Origin of the sequence: Clostridium felsineum DSM 794 (genome assembly GCF_002006355.2) — a bacterium.
GTDB lineage: Bacteria > Bacillota > Clostridia > Clostridiales > Clostridiaceae > Clostridium_S > Clostridium_S felsineum.
In genome coordinates this window covers 2,536,694-2,551,662 of sequence record NZ_CP096980.1, presented here as the reverse complement: position 1 = coordinate 2,551,662, position 14,969 = coordinate 2,536,694, and the positions used below count along the sequence as shown (strand labels likewise).

Sequence of the window (14,969 nt, the reverse complement as noted above, 5' to 3'; positions counted from 1 at the left end):
AGGTTGATGGTATGCGAAAAAAAGGATTTACGCTTATTGAACTTATTATTTCAATGGCAATAATAGCAATATTAGCTGCAATACTTGTTCCTAATATATCTTCTTATATTAAAAAGGCAAATAATGAAAAAGCAAAAGATATAGCTGCAATTGTATTTTCTAATTCCATGAGAAGCTACATGAAGGATGGAAAATTTCAAAGAGAAGATGTTTTAAACAATATAAATGAAGATTTAAATATTAAAGATAATGAAGTTGATGTAGCATCACTTTACGATAGTGAAATTACTGTTGATTTTAAAGTAAGCAAATTAGAGTATGAGGTTAAGATAGATGGAGAACAATCTAGATACGATTTTAAACAAAAATAAAAAGGGGTATACCTTAATTGAAATTATTTGTGCTGCAGCTATTGTTCTTATTTTATCTTCTGTAGTTGTAATGAGTATTAAAAGTTATAAGGATATCAGAAATGAAATTGAGATAAAGTACGTAAACAATGAAATGATTAATTTTATAAATAATAGTAGAAATTATTGTATAGATAAAAATGTAGTTGGAAAATTGTATTTTGATAGAGAATTAAACTGTGTAATGTTTTATAAAGACAGTCAGACTACTATAGATAGGTTTGTACTACCAGAAGATTTTAAGCTTCAGCCCTTAATTACCTCAGACGGCTCAATTACAATTGATAATAAAGGATCTATAAATGCATGCTCAATTTTATATAAAGATAATAGGGAGAAAACACACATTATAACAGTGTGTGTAGGGACAGGAAATGTTCAAATTAAGGAATAAGAAAGGTTTTGCATTAGTTGAGGTTATATGCGCTTTTTCAGTATTTTCTATATTATTCTTATTTGCAGTTAGTTTAAGAGTAGATGAAGTGAAAATGAAAAAAGTTAATGATGATATTCAAAATTATACTTATTATATTGATGCTGTAAAAAATGAAATGATTTTTAACTATACTCCTATGGATATTGATAATTTAAGTAGACAAGAAAAGATATATTTGTCAAAGAACAAAATATTAGATAATCAGTCTCAAGTAGATCTAAAAGAGGATAGAGCAGTTGGAGACTCATACCCATATATTACTGTAAGTTATTTAAATGAAAATGGAGCGTTAAAAATAACATTGAAGCTTTATACGGATATTATGGGAAAGGAAAAGATTTTTGTATGCAATTTTACAAAGTAAAGAAAGGTTTTACTCTTATTGAGGCTGTAGCTGCTTCAGCTATTTTTTGTATATTCACAGTATTTGTAATATCAATACTTTTTAATTTTGTGAAAAGTTATAAAGAAGATATGAAAGTCAATAATGATGAGGCTAGTTTTACAAGCGGGCTTATCATTATAAATAAATTCTTAAAGGAAGGTACAGTAAATATTGAAAAAGACAATGAAATAAAGGTTGTTAAAGACGAAAATGATTTTAACATAATTCGTTTAAATTCATATACAGGTAAAATTGTTGTGGATTATTATGAGCTTAATGAAAAAGTAACCTCTAATAATATTATTGAAAAAGTAAGTAGCTTTAATATATTGCAAAATAAGAATGTATTTTATTTGTATATAACATTGAATGATGGAAGAAGGATTAGAAAATGTTTTCCCATAAAAGAATAAGGCATAAAGGCTTCAGTATGGTGTATGCTCTAATGTTAGGAATGCTGTGTGTACTTATAGCATTTTATTTGTATAGTTTTGAAAGTCAAAGAAAAAAGTATATTAGTGAATTTCAAAAGTCTACAGTAAAAACAAATAATAATTGCGATATTTATATAGAAGATGGATCAAAGTAATTATAGGAGGATGTATTTATGAAGGAGTTTAAAGAGATTTATGCTGTGAATTATGACTATGTTGAAAAAACTTATTTGAATATTTTGAATAAAATTACAATGGACGATATAAAAGCTTCTGATAAGTTTTTTGATTTAAAAAGTAGAAAAACTTATGTAGTAATAGAGGGAGAGGAAATCTATATAAAGTTTTTCGAGTTTCCTAGAGTTAGTGATGAGAAACTTTATTACATGATAAATAATGAACTTAAGTATTTGTATCATGGTCAAAAAAGATTAATTTTTAGTTATAGAAAGATTGAAGAGAAATTAGGGAAACTAAAAGTAGTTGTATTTTTTATAAGCACCGATAATTTGAAGAAAATAGAAGAAGATGTTGAAAATAAAAATATAAAAGCAATAAAAATGATACAATTTTGTTTTGTTGATTACTATAAAAAAATTGTAAAAGAAAAAAGTTTTGTACTTTGTTTTTTATATAGAGAAGATACTTATATAGTTGAGGTAAAGGATGGATATATATATGCTAATGGAGTATATTCAAGTAGAAATAAAAAATTATACTCTCTGAAAAATTATTTATCAACCTTTATAGAAAATAATGTCGATAAAGAATTATTTAGTAACTTTTATGTAGTTGAAAAAAGTATAGAGGATAAAGAAGCCTTAGTGCTAATAGAAAATAGCTTTAATATATGCAATTTAAAAAGAATAAATAAAAACGAACTTACAAAATTAATCGTATAAGGTGGAGGGAAAAATATGAGTGAAAATAATTTTCTGCCTTATGAAATCAAAGTGAAAATATATAATAAGAAAAATCGTATTATTAGTCTTATTATATGTTTATTAGTCTTTTTAAATCTACTCCAAATAGGCACTTTATATATTAATAGACCTTCAAAATCATATGATAAATACGTAGTTAATAATGAGAACGTAATTAGTAAACGAATAAATGGAAATAATGAAAACAGTATGGAAGAGTTTTTTTGTATTTTAGATAATTCAAACTGGGACAACGTAATAGTAAAGGATAATACTATTACTTTTAGTTTGCAAGGTGATAGTAAGAGTGTTGAAAAATTAGTTTCCCAATTAGAAAGAAACAAAAAATTCAAACTTCAAATGCTTTCTAGAAGTGCCGATAAAAATGGCTATTACGATTTAAGTGTAAGGATGGAATAAAATGAAAAATAGAATAATTATATGTGTGATATTAATAGTTACATGTATAAGTTTAGCGATAATAAATTTAAAAGCTGATAGAAAAAATGTAAATATTAATAAGGTTAAAGTAACAAAAACAAAGGTATCAAAATTAAATTATGAAGAAATATTAGATATTTTAAATAAATACGATGATGTTACTGTAGAAGATATCAAGAGAGATGATAGGAACGGGAGTTCTATATATGCAACGATTAGCTTTAATTTTAATAAGAATAAGTTTGTAAAAGTCATTGAGAATTTAAAGAAAGAAAAGAGTATAGGTGGTATTGATAATATAGTTGTAAATAACAAAGATAATAATAAGGATTGTAAAATACAGTTAAAATTTAATAGATGATGATAAAAAAATAAATTTGCAAATAATTATAAGTTTTGATAAAATAACATTGGTCAACCATGTGTAATTTTGGAATAAATTAATATGTTAAGGTATGTTATATGGAGATTATGAATTAATTTGTGATTTTAATATAGTATGTTTAGCGTAGATGTTTTTAATATCAGAAGGGGGACGTCTTAAATGTTTAATCAAAGAATAAAAAATTTAAGAAAAGCAATGGTTAACAAAGGAATAGATGGTGTTTTGCTTGTAAGTGATCCTAATAGAAATTACATGAGTGGTTTTACTGGAGATGAAAGCTTCTCCATAATAACTTTAGATAAAGCCATTTTTATAACTGATTCAAGATTTACTGAACAAGCAAGACAGCAAGTAAGTAAAGATTACGAAGTTGTACAATATGGTGGCAATTTTTCATCTTTTTTAGGAGATATGGTAGAAAAGTTAAAAATAAAAAGAATAGGTTTTGAAGAAGATACTATATCAGTTTCAACTTATAATGGATATAAGAAAAATGTTAAAGCAGAGCTTGTTCCATTAGAAGGTATGGTTGAAGATCTAAGAATAATTAAGGATGAAAAGGAGATTGCTTCTATAAAGAAAGCGGCAGCTATAGCTGATAAAGCTTTTAGTCATATGCTTCAATTTATAAAAAAAGGTATGACAGAAAGAGAAGTTGGATTAGAGCTTGAATTTACAATGAAAAAGCTTGGAGCAAGAGATTTATCCTTTCCATCTATAGTAGCTAGTGGAGAGAGGTCTTGTTTACCTCATGGGCAAGCTACAGAAAAAGTTATTGAAGATGGAGATTTTTTAACCTTGGATTTTGGCTGTATTTTTGAGGACTACTGTTCAGATATGACTAGAACCATAGTTATAGGAAAACCAACAGATAAGATGAAGGAAATATATAATGTAGTTCTAGAAGCTAATAAAGAGGCTATAAAAGTTATAAAGAGCGGAATTACAGGCAGAGAAGTTGATAAAGTTGCTAGAGATTTGATAGCTTCTCATGGATATGGAGAAAATTTTGGGCATGGTCTAGGACATGGAGTTGGAAGACAAATACATGAAGCACCTAGAGTTAGTCCTGCATCTGAAACAGTTCTAAAATCTGGTATGATAGTTACAGATGAACCTGGTATATACATTCCTGGTTTTGGAGGAGTTAGAATAGAGGATTTAATAGTTGTTAAAGATGATGGGTGTGAGGTCATATCTTCATCACCTAAAGAATTAATATGTTTGTAATTATTTTGTATTATTGTGTATTAATTTTACCTAAAAGGTTATAATATTATATATTGATTAATGTTTTGGAGGGATACTTAAATGATATCAGCAGGAGATTTAAGAAAGGGAACTACTTTTGAGCTAGATGGACAAGTTTATAATGTAGTTGACTTTTTACATGTAAAACCAGGAAAGGGAGCAGCTTTTGTAAGAACAAAGCTTAAAAATGTTATTACTGGTGCAGTAACAGAAACAACATTTAACCCAACAGCAAAAATGCAAGAAGCAGTAATAGAAAGAAAAGAAATGCAATATTTGTATTCTGATGAATCTTTTTATTATTTCATGGATCAAGAAACTTATGAACAAATTCCATTAAGTTATGATCAAGTTGAAAATGCAATCAAATTTTTAAAAGAAAATATGTTTGCTACTATTAAATTTTATAAAGGAGAAGCTTTTTCAGTAGAAGCTCCAAACTTTGTAGAACTTAAAATAGTTTCTTGTGAACCAGGAGTAAAAGGAAACACAACATCAAATGTTATGAAACCTGCAACGCTAGAAACAAATGCAGTAGTTCAAGTTCCATTATTCGTTAATGAAGGTGAAACAATAAGAGTTGATACAAGAACTGGAGAGTACATGGAAAGAGTTCAGTAATTAGTAAATTTATAAAACGCTTATTAAAATTTAATATAGGTTTTATTTGAATTTATATAAAGCCAGAGATTTAACATGATTAATTGTTAAATCTCTGGTTTTTTTTGTAATAATTTTTGTATATGCTAAATAATAATTAACTGTAGGACTTGATAGTATACGTGAATTTTATTATAAGCATTTAACTCTTTAGAGGGGAGGAAGTGTGATGAACCTTCAGGATATTTTTTCTATACTACCAGAAAAAGTTGAAAGAGAAGTAAAAAGAATATCTGATTACAATGATTTACAAGAGATACGAGTAAAAGTAAACAAGCCCTTAATAATTCAAATTGGGAAAAGAGAAATTATAAGCAATTATATTGTTACAAAGGAAGATTTAAGGAAAAGTTTTAATGTTATGAGTGGATACTCAATATATTCTGTGGAGGATGAATTAAAGCAAGGCTATATTACCATAAAAGGTGGACATAGAGTTGGTATATGCGGAGATTGTGTACTAGAAGGAAACAAAATAAAAACCATAAAAAGTATATCTTCTTTGAATATAAGAATATGTAAAGAAATAATTGGGTGTTCTAATAGCATAATAAAAAAAATTACTCATAATAATACAATATTTAATACCATTATAATATCGCCGCCCAATTGCGGTAAAACAACACTACTAAGGGACATAACAAGAAACATATCTTACGGAATGAACAATATAGATTTTAAGGGAAAAAAAGTATGCGTTATAGATGAGAGAAGTGAAATAGGAGCGTGTCTTAATGGTATAAATCAAATGGATATAGGTATAAGAACAGACATAATGGATAATTGTCCTAAAAGTATTGGTATTATGATGGCAATAAGAAGTATGGCGCCTGAAGTTATAATTTGCGATGAAATAGGAACATATGAGGACATAAAAAGTATACTTACGGCAGTAAATTGCGGTGTTAAGTTAGTGACCACTATACATGGTTTTGGAATTGAAGATCTTTTTAAAAGAGATGTTTTTAAGGATGCTATTAATAATAATGTTTTTGAAAGAGCAATAGTGTTAAGTGGTAAAAATGGTATGGGTACTGTAGAGTATATTTATAATTTTTATACAAAAGAAATAGAAAGGGGTTTATAGGGTGATAAAGATTATAGGCTGCATATTAATTATAACTTCTTCTACAATATTAGGATTTAGATATGCTGAGAACTTTAGAAAAAGGGTTAAAGAGCTTAGGGAGATACAGAATTCTCTTTATGAACTTAGAAATGAAATTGTGTATACTCATGTTCCTCTTATTGAAGCTTTTAAACATATATCAGATAGAGCAAATTATCCTGTAAATTTATTGTTTACATCAGTATCTAAAAATCTTTTAAGTAAAGAGACTGAAAATGTATACAGTGCATTTAAACATGCTTTTACTAAAGAAAAGATTGAAACTAATTTAAACAGTAGCGATAAAAATATATTGTTAAATTTGTCGAAAAGTTTAGGTGAAACAGATATAGATGGACAAATAAAGGTATTTGAATTGGCAATTCAGAATATTGTGAGTCACATAAACGAAGCAGAAGAAATAATGAAGAAAAACGTTAAAATGTACAGATGTCTTGGTTTTTGCATAGGCGCAATGATTACTATCATAATCGTTTAGGGGGTGGGCTTTTGCTTGATGTAACGCTTTTATTTAGAATTGCAGCAGTGGGAATTCTTACGATAATCATAGATAAAATACTTAAATCCAGTGGTAAAGATGATTTTGCAGTGGTAACAAATATTGCAGGCATAGTAATCCTCCTTTTGATGGTAATAAACTTAATTAGTAAATTGTTTGATGCAGTCAAGACTATGTTTCAGCTTTAGGAGGATATTATGGAAATAATAAAAGTAGCAGCTTTTGCATTTATAGCTTTAGCAATTACAATGCTTTTTAAAAATAGAAGGCAAGATATAGCTATTAGCATAAGCATGATTGCTGGAATTCTTATATTCATGTTTATGTTACCAAGAATAACCGCTGTTATGCAAGTTTTGCAGCAATTTGCTCTTAAAGCAAAAGTTGATTTTGTATACTTAAGTACTGTAATTAAAATACTCGGTATTGCATATATAGCATCTTTTTGTAGTGAAATATGTAAGGATGCAGGGCAAAATAGTATAGCCTCAAAGGTGGAATTTTCGGGAAAAATACTTATACTTATGCTGGCAGTTCCAATACTTATGGGGGTTTTGAATGCTATTTTAAATATCATATAGGAGAAGAAAATGAAAAAAATAATATTAATGTTTGTAGTTATTCTTATTCTGTTTCCAATAACAGTACAAGCATATGATGAAAATAATTACGCTAAGGAAACTAAAGAGAACGAACAGCAGATTATGCAGTTATATAATTATATGACAAAAATAAAAGGTAAATATGAGGTGCTTAAAGATTTTGATATAAAGGATTATGTTGAATACTATATGAAAAATGGTAAAGGAAATACGTCTATTGATAAGTTTGGAAAAGCTTTGGCTAGTTATTTTATGCAGGATATAGCTAGTAGTTTAAAGTTAGTATCCACTCTTATCTTTATTTGTATAGTATGTGCCCTTTTAACTAATTTACAAGCTGCTTTTTCTTCAGAAAAATTAACCCAGATAGCATATTTTTCGTGTTACGCCATAATAATAATAATAATTGCGAAAAATTTTAAAGTATGTGTTGGTACAGCGCAAGAAGCTATGAAAGATATAAGTGATATGATGGGAGCTGTGGTTCCGATTTTGTTAACACTTTTGGTGAGTTCAGGAAGTCTTGTGGAGTCTACAGTTTTTGATCCTGTTATATTATTCTCAATTAACTTTACTGAAAAAGTTTTTACAGATGTACTAATTCCTATAATACTTTTATCATTTATCCTCGAATTTATAAATAACTTATCTGAAGACTATAAAATTAGTAATTTATCAAAACTTTTAAGAAAATCAGTAATGTGGATTCAAGGTATGATAATGACTATATTTATAGGGATAATAACCATAAGAGGAATAAATGCTAAAGCAATAGATAATGTAACAGCAAAAACTGCTAAATTCGCAGTGGACAACTTCGTACCCATAGTTGGAAAATGTCTTTCTGATGCTATTTCAACAGTTGCTGGATATTCAATATTACTTAAAAATGCAATAGGGACAGTAGGGTTAATTATTCTTATAGTTATGATTCTTTTTCCGATTATTAAAATATTTTTATTTGCATTTGTGCATAAATTAGTTGCTGCATTTGTAGAACCTATAAGTGATAAGAGAATAGTTAATTGCTTAAATAGTGTTGGAGATTGCTTAATATTAATTGGATCTTGTCTTATAGGGGTAGCTGTAATGTTCTTTATAATGTTAGCTATAATCATAGCTGCTGGAAAAGTAGTTTGAGATAGGGTTGGTGAACTATATGATTGAATGGCTTAAGCATTGGGTTATAACTATTTGTACTGCTGCATTATTTATTACTGCTATAGAAATAATACTTCCAGATAATAAGCTTAAAAAATATTCTAAATTTGTTTTGGGACTTATTTTAATGGCTGTAATCATTGGACCAGTGATAAAATTATTTAACAATTATGATGACATAAATAAATATATTTTAAGCGCCCAAAATATTTTTCAAAAAGATACTTATGGACAAGAATTAAAGAGTAGCGACGATAAAAATGTAAATTCTGTAGTTAATGAATTTAAGAAGAACTTAGAGGATGATTGTACAAAAATGTTAAGGACGAAATATCCAGATAATGATTATAATGTGACAGCAGAGGTTGAATATAGTGAAGATAAAAAAACAGTTTTGATAAGAAAGTTGAATATAGGAGTTAAAAACAAAGGAGTTAAAAAAGTGGAAAAAATAGAAATAGGTAATATTGAAAAGAGTAAGGATAATGACATTGATGAAAAAACAAAAAATGAAGTAGCTAATTACATAAGTGATGAGATGGGTATACCTTATTCTAATATAAAAATTTATAAACTCTGATGAGGTGGTAAGATGAATTTTAAGAAGTTTTTGGATAATCTTAAATTCGAAGCTAAAGGTGAAAAAGGTAATAAAAAAAACGCAGGGGTTAATATTCTTATACTAGGTCTTGTTGGTGTACTTTTAATTATTGCAGCCGACTTTTTTAAAAATACTTCCAAGGCAAGCATTAATGAAGGAAATATAAAAAATGAAAATAAGGTAACTAGTAGTGATACTACTAAAAGTGAAGCTAAGCCTTCAAAGGATTATGAAACAAGCATGGAAAATAAATTAAAACAAACACTAGAACAGATAGATGGGGTAGGTAAAGTTCAAGTTATGATTTATTTTGGAAGTGGAGAAGAACAGATTCCTGCGACAAATAATAATAAAACTAAATCTGTTACAGATGAAGCAGATAATTCTGGAGGGAAAAGAACAACTACTCAGGATACTGATGGGAGTACTATTGTTACATCAAAGGATGGGGACAAGGAATCACCATTTATATTAAAAGAATATAAGCCCCAAATAACAGGAGTGTGTGTTGTGGCAGAAGGAGCAGATAATTCTGTAATAAAGCTTAGTATTGTAAATGCAGTAGTAGACTTATTTCAACTTACAGAAGATAAGGTGAATGTTTATCCTATGAAAAAATAAATTAATCATAGAAAACAGTAAACAAGCATATAAATTTTTTAGAAAGAAATAAAGGAGGATAAAAAAAATATGAATAAAAAGCAAGCTGTTATAATTGTTACTTTGATGGTACTTATAGTATGCGCGGGGGTTTTAGCAACAAGGGTAAGAAGCCCATTATATGTAAATGATACTGATTTTGATAGCGACAATAGTAATAAGAGCACCGTATCAACTAACGATAATTCAAAAAAGATTAGCACTAAAACAGATATATTTGCACAAGGAAGACTTGAAAGAGAGCAGAAGGATCAAAGGGAAATACAGACACTAAAAAATATAGTAGATGATAAAAATGTTTCTAATGATACTAAAGCATCAGCACAACAAAAAATGATGACATTAAGTGATGAAGATGCTAAGTGCAATAAGGTTGAAACAATGTTAAAAAGCAAAGGATTTAAAGAAGCACTTTGTTCAATAACAGATAGCAAAGTAACTATAACAGTAAAAAGTGATAGTGATAAATTGACAGATAATCAACTTAGAGATATCAAAGAAGTAGTTACGGATGTAACTAAAATTAGGAACATAGAAGTTTTACAACCAGTACATTAAGATATGGGGTTTCGAAAGTAAGACTTAGTTTATAAGAGTTTATAAACTGAGTTTTACATATGAAACCCTATATTTTTTACATAAAATTAATTTAATAATTATTTTAAATATGGGTATTTGTAAAATATAAATTATTTTGATATAATACTCTTAGCTTAAAGAATGAGTGATTTAATTATTGGTATAGCCTTTAATTTTTATTATATGAATAGCTTTTATGGTTAAAAAATAGGAGGTAATAAAAAATGGAAGAGGAACTTAAGAATATAGATATGGGTATAGTTAAAATATCTGATGAAGTGGTTTGTGTTATTGCGGGAATTGCTGCATCTGAAATTAAGGGTGTAGTTGGTATGAGTTCCGGTATTGTAGGGGGAATAACCAAGATACTTAGTGGAAAAAAGAATCTAACTAAAGGTGTTAAGGTAAATGTAGGTGAAGAGAGTGCTTCTATAGATTTATATCTTGTAATTGAGTATGGCTTAAGGATACCAGACGTTGCAGTTAAAGTTCAAGAAAATGTTAAAACAACAGTTGAGAATTTAACAGGACTTAATGTTTCAGCGGTAAATGTATTTGTTCAAAATGTAGCTTTTGCTAGTAAAGTACAAGAAGTGGAAGAAATAGAAGAAGATAATTAATAAAACACCCTCTTAAGAGGGTGTTTTAATTGCATGTGAATTTTAGATTTAAAAACAACTATTAAAGGACATAATATATGTATAGGCATACATACTAGGAGGAAAGTATTAAATGAATAGAAAAAAAAGTAGAGAAGTTGCAATGAAACTGTTGTTTGAAATATCTATTAATAAAAATAGTATTGAGGCTACAATAGAAAATTATAAAGAAGATAATGAAGTACAAAATCTGGATTTTGAATACATAGAAAGAATACTAAGAGGAATAGATGAAAATAAAGAGTTTATAGATTCGAAAATCGAGGAGGCCTCTAATAAGTGGAAGATAAATAGGATATCTAAAATTAATATTACAATAATTAGAATGGCAGCTTATGAAATATTTTTTGAAAAGGATATACCATGTAAGGTTTCTGCTAATGAGGCTGTTGAACTTGCAAAAAATTATGCTGAAGAGAATTCATTTTCATTTGTTAATGGAATTATCGGTAACTTGATAAATAGTAACGGTGAAAAATCTTGATTTTAAAGGAGTAGTTTTATATGGGAGAAGTAATTAATGGAAAAGAGGAATCTCAAAAATATAAGGACAAAATTGTTCGTTTTGTCAGTGAAAGAAAGAAAAAAGGACTCAATATTCCATGTGTAGCAAGTATAACTGTTGGAGATGATGGTGGCTCTTTATATTATGTTAACAATCAAAAAAAGGTTTCAGAGAGTCTTGGACTAAAATTTAAAAGTATATTTTTAGATGAAAGCATAACTGGAGAAGAGTTAATAAGTACAATTGAAGAATTGAATAAAGATTGTACAGTTCATGGAATAATGTTGCAATTACCATTACCTAATCATATAGATGCTAAGCTAGTTACCTCAAAAATAAATGCCAATAAGGATATAGATAGTCTTACAGATATCAACACCGGAAAATTTTATAAGGGTGAAAAGGCGTTTATACCATGTACTCCAAGAAGTATAATAAATTTAATAAAGAGCCTTAATATAGATATATGCGGTAAAAATGCAGTTGTAATAGGAAGAAGTAACATTGTTGGAAAGCCAACAGCTCAGCTTTTACTGAATGAAAACGCAACGGTTACAATTTGTCATTCTAGAACTCAAAACTTAAAGGATATATGTAAAAAAGCTGACATTATAGTAAGTGCCATAGGAAGACCTGGTTTTATAACTTCTGAATTTGTAAGCGAAAAATCAGTTGTAATTGATGTGGGTACTACAGTAGTGGATGGCAAACTTAGAGGCGATGTTGTATTTGACGATGTCATAAAAAAGGCAGCATATGTTACACCGGTACCAGGTGGAGTAGGAGCAATGACTACTACAATGTTAATATTAAATGTTTGTGAGGCATTAAAATAATATGTATATAAAAGTACTTACAGTTTCTGAATTAAATAATTACATAAAGAGAGTTATAGACAGTGATTATATATTAAACAACTCACAAGTAAAGGGTGAAATATCAAATTTTAAACTTCACAGCAGTGGGCATGCATATTTTTCTCTTAAAGATGAGGGTGGAAAAATAAACTGTATAATGTTTAGAAGTAATGCAGAAAAACTGAAGTTCATCCCTGAAAATGGTATGAGGGTAAATGTAAAAGGAAGAGTATCTGTATATGTTAAGGATGGAGCTTATCAGCTATATTGTACAGAGATAACACCTGAAGGTCGGGGAGAACTCTATGAGGCTTTTGAAAAGTTAAAGGAAAAACTTCTAAGTGAAGGCATGTTTAAAGAAGAACATAAGAAGGCTATACCTAAATATCCAAGAAAAATAGGTGTTATAACTTCCCCAACAGGAGCAGCAATAAGAGATATAATAAATGTATCAACAAGAAGAAATAAAAGTATAGATATTCTCATAATCCCTACTTTGGTTCAAGGTATAAATGCACCTTCTGAATTAATAGCGGCTTTAGATTGTTTAAATGAGAGAGAAGATATTGATACTATAATCTTGGCACGTGGTGGAGGATCAATAGAGGAACTTTGGGCTTTCAATGATGAGAAACTTGCATATGCTGTATATAATTCTAAAAAGCCTATTATTACGGGTGTAGGACATGAAACAGATTTTACCATAGTGGATTTTGTTAGTGATAAAAGAGCTGCAACACCTTCGTCTGCAGCTGAAATTGCAGTACCAAATTTAAATGAAGAAATGAATTCTTTTATTGCACTTAGAAAAACACTTAATAGTAGTATTAAGACTTTTATACAAAATAAATATAATAAGCTTCAAATACATAAAAAAGTATTAGAGAAAAATAGTCCAGAAGTAATAATAGCTAATGGATATGCTTCAGTTGATAATTTTAAGTATATATTAAATATGAGAATAAAGACAAAATTAAAAATTGAAAAAGAAAAACTAGCTAGATGTAATGCTTCATTAAAATCAAACAGTCCTATTAATATTTTAAATAAGGGATATTCCATTATAAGTGATGAAAATGGAAAAAATATAAGTAACATAAAAAGTCTTATTAAATCGCAGGATATTAGTGTAACCTTAAGAGATGGTAAAATCGATGCAAAAATAACCGTTAAATAGTAAATTTAAATATGAGAGGTGATAAATAATGCCTTCTAAAAAAGAAAGTTATGAATCCATGATGAGGGAACTTGAAAGAATCGTAAATAACATGGAAAATGAGGAATTACCACTAGAAGATGCCATGAAAAGCTATGAAGATGGGGTAAAGCTCTGTGATAAATTATATAAAATATTAAATAAAGCAGAAGGAAAAATAAAACTATTAGGAGAAAATGGGGAAGAAGAATTTAAAAAAGCAGGTGATTCATATGAACAATAAAGTGCTTAAAGAGGAAGTAGATAAATATTTAAATGAATATTTTAATGGGAAAACTGGCTATAATAAAAAGATATATGAATCTATGAGTTATAGTTTAAATGCGGGAGGAAAGAGAGTAAGACCATTACTTTTACTTGCTTCTTATGGTATATATAATGACAATTATGAAGAAGTAATTGATGTAGCAGCTGCTATTGAAATGATACATACCTATTCCCTTATACATGATGATCTACCATGCATGGATAATGATGACTTAAGGCGCGGTAGACCTACTAATCATAAAGTGTTTGGATATTCTATTGCTTTATTAGCTGGTGATGGACTTTTAAATGAAGCAATGAATATAATGTTTAATTACTGCACTGGGAAAAGTGAGGAAGCACTTAAAGCTTGTTCTATAATATCTAAGGCTGCAAGCTCAAATGGAATGATAGGTGGGCAAGTAGTAGATATATTAAGTGAAGGTAAAAAAATAAGTGAAGATGAACTTAGATATATGCATAAGAAAAAAACAGGAGAACTTATAAAGGCGGCAATAGTAAGTGGCGCTATTTTGGGTAAAGCACCTTCACATGAGCTGGAACTTTTAGCGCAATATGGAGATAAGTTAGGACTTGCTTTTCAAATAAAGGATGACATATTGGATGTTGTTGGAGATACCAAAATCATGGGTAAAAAGTCTAAAAGTGATTTGGAAAACGATAAATGCACATATGTTACACTTTATGGTATAGATAAATGTAAGGCTATTTGTGAAGAATTAACAGAAGATTGTATTAATATAATTGATAAAATACATGGAAATACAGAGTATATTAAAGAAATAACAGAACTTTTATTAAAAAGAAAAAGGTAAGAATAAATTAAAGATAAAAATTAAATGGCCATTTTTGAATATTTAAAACTTATATGTTATAATTTCAATTAATGTATTATACTTTAGAGAAGTC

24 protein-coding genes are annotated in these 14,969 nt (G+C 28.3%); all 24 read left to right on the top strand.

The window, feature by feature from the left end; translation table 11 throughout:
* Positions 1 to 11 precede the first annotated feature (11 nt).
* On the top strand, positions 12 to 371 hold the full coding sequence (locus tag CLFE_RS12140) for a prepilin-type N-terminal cleavage/methylation domain-containing protein (protein WP_077833673.1): 360 nt from the start codon (positions 12 to 14) through the stop codon (positions 369 to 371).
* Positions 334 to 804 carry a type II secretion system protein gene (locus CLFE_RS12135; protein ID WP_077833674.1) on the top strand — a complete coding sequence of 157 codons (471 nt, stop codon included), beginning with the start codon at positions 334 to 336 and terminating at the stop codon, positions 802 to 804. Before CLFE_RS12140 ends, CLFE_RS12135 begins: the two co-directional genes overlap by 38 nt.
* A complete protein-coding gene (locus CLFE_RS12130; RefSeq protein WP_077851314.1) occupies positions 785 to 1,210 on the top strand; it encodes a prepilin-type N-terminal cleavage/methylation domain-containing protein in 426 nt (141 codons plus the stop codon). Before CLFE_RS12135 ends, CLFE_RS12130 begins: the two co-directional genes overlap by 20 nt.
* The gene (locus CLFE_RS12125; protein ID WP_077833676.1) at positions 1,192 to 1,644 is read left to right on the top strand and encodes a type II secretion system protein; all 453 of its coding nucleotides are present in this window, start codon (positions 1,192 to 1,194) and stop codon (positions 1,642 to 1,644) included. The genes CLFE_RS12130 and CLFE_RS12125 overlap by 19 nt, the downstream gene beginning before the upstream one ends.
* A complete protein-coding gene (locus CLFE_RS12120) occupies positions 1,623 to 1,820 on the top strand; it encodes a hypothetical protein (protein WP_077833677.1) in 198 nt (65 codons plus the stop codon). The genes CLFE_RS12125 and CLFE_RS12120 overlap by 22 nt, the downstream gene beginning before the upstream one ends.
* Before the next feature lie 18 nt (positions 1,821 to 1,838).
* Entirely contained in the window at positions 1,839 to 2,567 is a 729-nt protein-coding gene (locus tag CLFE_RS12115; RefSeq protein WP_077833678.1) for a hypothetical protein, read from the top strand.
* A gap of 15 nt (positions 2,568 to 2,582) precedes the next feature.
* Positions 2,583 to 3,008: a hypothetical protein gene (locus CLFE_RS12110; RefSeq protein WP_077851312.1), complete on the top strand. Its 426-nt coding sequence runs from the start codon at positions 2,583 to 2,585 to the stop codon at positions 3,006 to 3,008.
* Position 3,009: 1 nt separating this feature from the next.
* Positions 3,010 to 3,390 carry a hypothetical protein gene (locus CLFE_RS12105; protein WP_077833680.1) on the top strand — a complete coding sequence of 127 codons (381 nt, stop codon included), beginning with the start codon at positions 3,010 to 3,012 and terminating at the stop codon, positions 3,388 to 3,390.
* Positions 3,391 to 3,573: 183 nt separating this feature from the next.
* Positions 3,574 to 4,644, top strand: a complete 1,071-nt coding sequence (locus CLFE_RS12100) for a M24 family metallopeptidase (RefSeq protein ID WP_077894030.1) — start codon at positions 3,574 to 3,576, stop codon at positions 4,642 to 4,644.
* 81 nt (positions 4,645 to 4,725) lie between these two features.
* Positions 4,726 to 5,286: an elongation factor P gene (efp, locus tag CLFE_RS12095; RefSeq protein ID WP_077833682.1), complete on the top strand. Its 561-nt coding sequence runs from the start codon at positions 4,726 to 4,728 to the stop codon at positions 5,284 to 5,286.
* 208 nt (positions 5,287 to 5,494) lie between these two features.
* Positions 5,495 to 6,412, top strand: a complete 918-nt coding sequence (gene spoIIIAA, locus CLFE_RS12090) for a stage III sporulation protein AA (RefSeq protein WP_077851309.1) — start codon at positions 5,495 to 5,497, stop codon at positions 6,410 to 6,412.
* Position 6,413: 1 nt separating this feature from the next.
* A complete protein-coding gene (gene spoIIIAB, locus CLFE_RS12085) occupies positions 6,414 to 6,932 on the top strand; it encodes a stage III sporulation protein SpoIIIAB (RefSeq protein ID WP_077833684.1) in 519 nt (172 codons plus the stop codon).
* 11 nt (positions 6,933 to 6,943) lie between these two features.
* A complete protein-coding gene (spoIIIAC, locus tag CLFE_RS12080; protein WP_077833685.1) occupies positions 6,944 to 7,141 on the top strand; it encodes a stage III sporulation protein AC in 198 nt (65 codons plus the stop codon).
* Positions 7,142 to 7,150: 9 nt separating this feature from the next.
* Complete coding sequence (gene spoIIIAD, locus CLFE_RS12075) at positions 7,151 to 7,534, top strand: stage III sporulation protein AD (protein WP_077833686.1); 384 nt, start codon at positions 7,151 to 7,153, stop codon at positions 7,532 to 7,534.
* A 9-nt stretch (positions 7,535 to 7,543) separates the two neighbouring features.
* Positions 7,544 to 8,695, top strand: coding sequence for a stage III sporulation protein AE (spoIIIAE, locus tag CLFE_RS12070; protein ID WP_077833687.1), 1,152 nt, complete (start codon positions 7,544 to 7,546; stop codon positions 8,693 to 8,695).
* 19 nt (positions 8,696 to 8,714) lie between these two features.
* Complete coding sequence (gene spoIIIAF, locus CLFE_RS12065; protein WP_077894029.1) at positions 8,715 to 9,296, top strand: stage III sporulation protein AF; 582 nt, start codon at positions 8,715 to 8,717, stop codon at positions 9,294 to 9,296.
* 12 nt (positions 9,297 to 9,308) lie between these two features.
* A complete protein-coding gene (gene spoIIIAG, locus CLFE_RS12060; protein ID WP_077894028.1) occupies positions 9,309 to 9,938 on the top strand; it encodes a stage III sporulation protein AG in 630 nt (209 codons plus the stop codon).
* A gap of 69 nt (positions 9,939 to 10,007) precedes the next feature.
* Positions 10,008 to 10,535 (top strand): SpoIIIAH-like family protein, encoded by a 528-nt coding sequence (locus CLFE_RS12055; protein WP_077894027.1) that lies wholly within the window; start codon positions 10,008 to 10,010, stop codon positions 10,533 to 10,535.
* Between the two features lie 245 nt (positions 10,536 to 10,780).
* Positions 10,781 to 11,176 (top strand): Asp23/Gls24 family envelope stress response protein, encoded by a 396-nt coding sequence (locus CLFE_RS12050; RefSeq protein ID WP_077833691.1) that lies wholly within the window; start codon positions 10,781 to 10,783, stop codon positions 11,174 to 11,176.
* Positions 11,177 to 11,288: 112 nt separating this feature from the next.
* Positions 11,289 to 11,699 carry a transcription antitermination factor NusB gene (gene nusB, locus CLFE_RS12045; RefSeq protein ID WP_077851308.1) on the top strand — a complete coding sequence of 137 codons (411 nt, stop codon included), beginning with the start codon at positions 11,289 to 11,291 and terminating at the stop codon, positions 11,697 to 11,699.
* Between the two features lie 20 nt (positions 11,700 to 11,719).
* Positions 11,720 to 12,556, top strand: coding sequence for a bifunctional methylenetetrahydrofolate dehydrogenase/methenyltetrahydrofolate cyclohydrolase (locus CLFE_RS12040; protein ID WP_077894026.1), 837 nt, complete (start codon positions 11,720 to 11,722; stop codon positions 12,554 to 12,556).
* Between the two features lies 1 nt (position 12,557).
* The gene (gene xseA / locus CLFE_RS12035) at positions 12,558 to 13,754 is read left to right on the top strand and encodes an exodeoxyribonuclease VII large subunit (RefSeq protein ID WP_077894025.1); all 1,197 of its coding nucleotides are present in this window, start codon (positions 12,558 to 12,560) and stop codon (positions 13,752 to 13,754) included.
* Positions 13,755 to 13,782: 28 nt separating this feature from the next.
* Positions 13,783 to 14,016 (top strand): exodeoxyribonuclease VII small subunit, encoded by a 234-nt coding sequence (locus tag CLFE_RS12030; protein WP_077833695.1) that lies wholly within the window; start codon positions 13,783 to 13,785, stop codon positions 14,014 to 14,016.
* Positions 14,006 to 14,875, top strand: coding sequence for a polyprenyl synthetase family protein (locus CLFE_RS12025; RefSeq protein ID WP_077833696.1), 870 nt, complete (start codon positions 14,006 to 14,008; stop codon positions 14,873 to 14,875). The genes CLFE_RS12030 and CLFE_RS12025 overlap by 11 nt, the downstream gene beginning before the upstream one ends.
* Positions 14,876 to 14,969 lie beyond the last annotated feature (94 nt).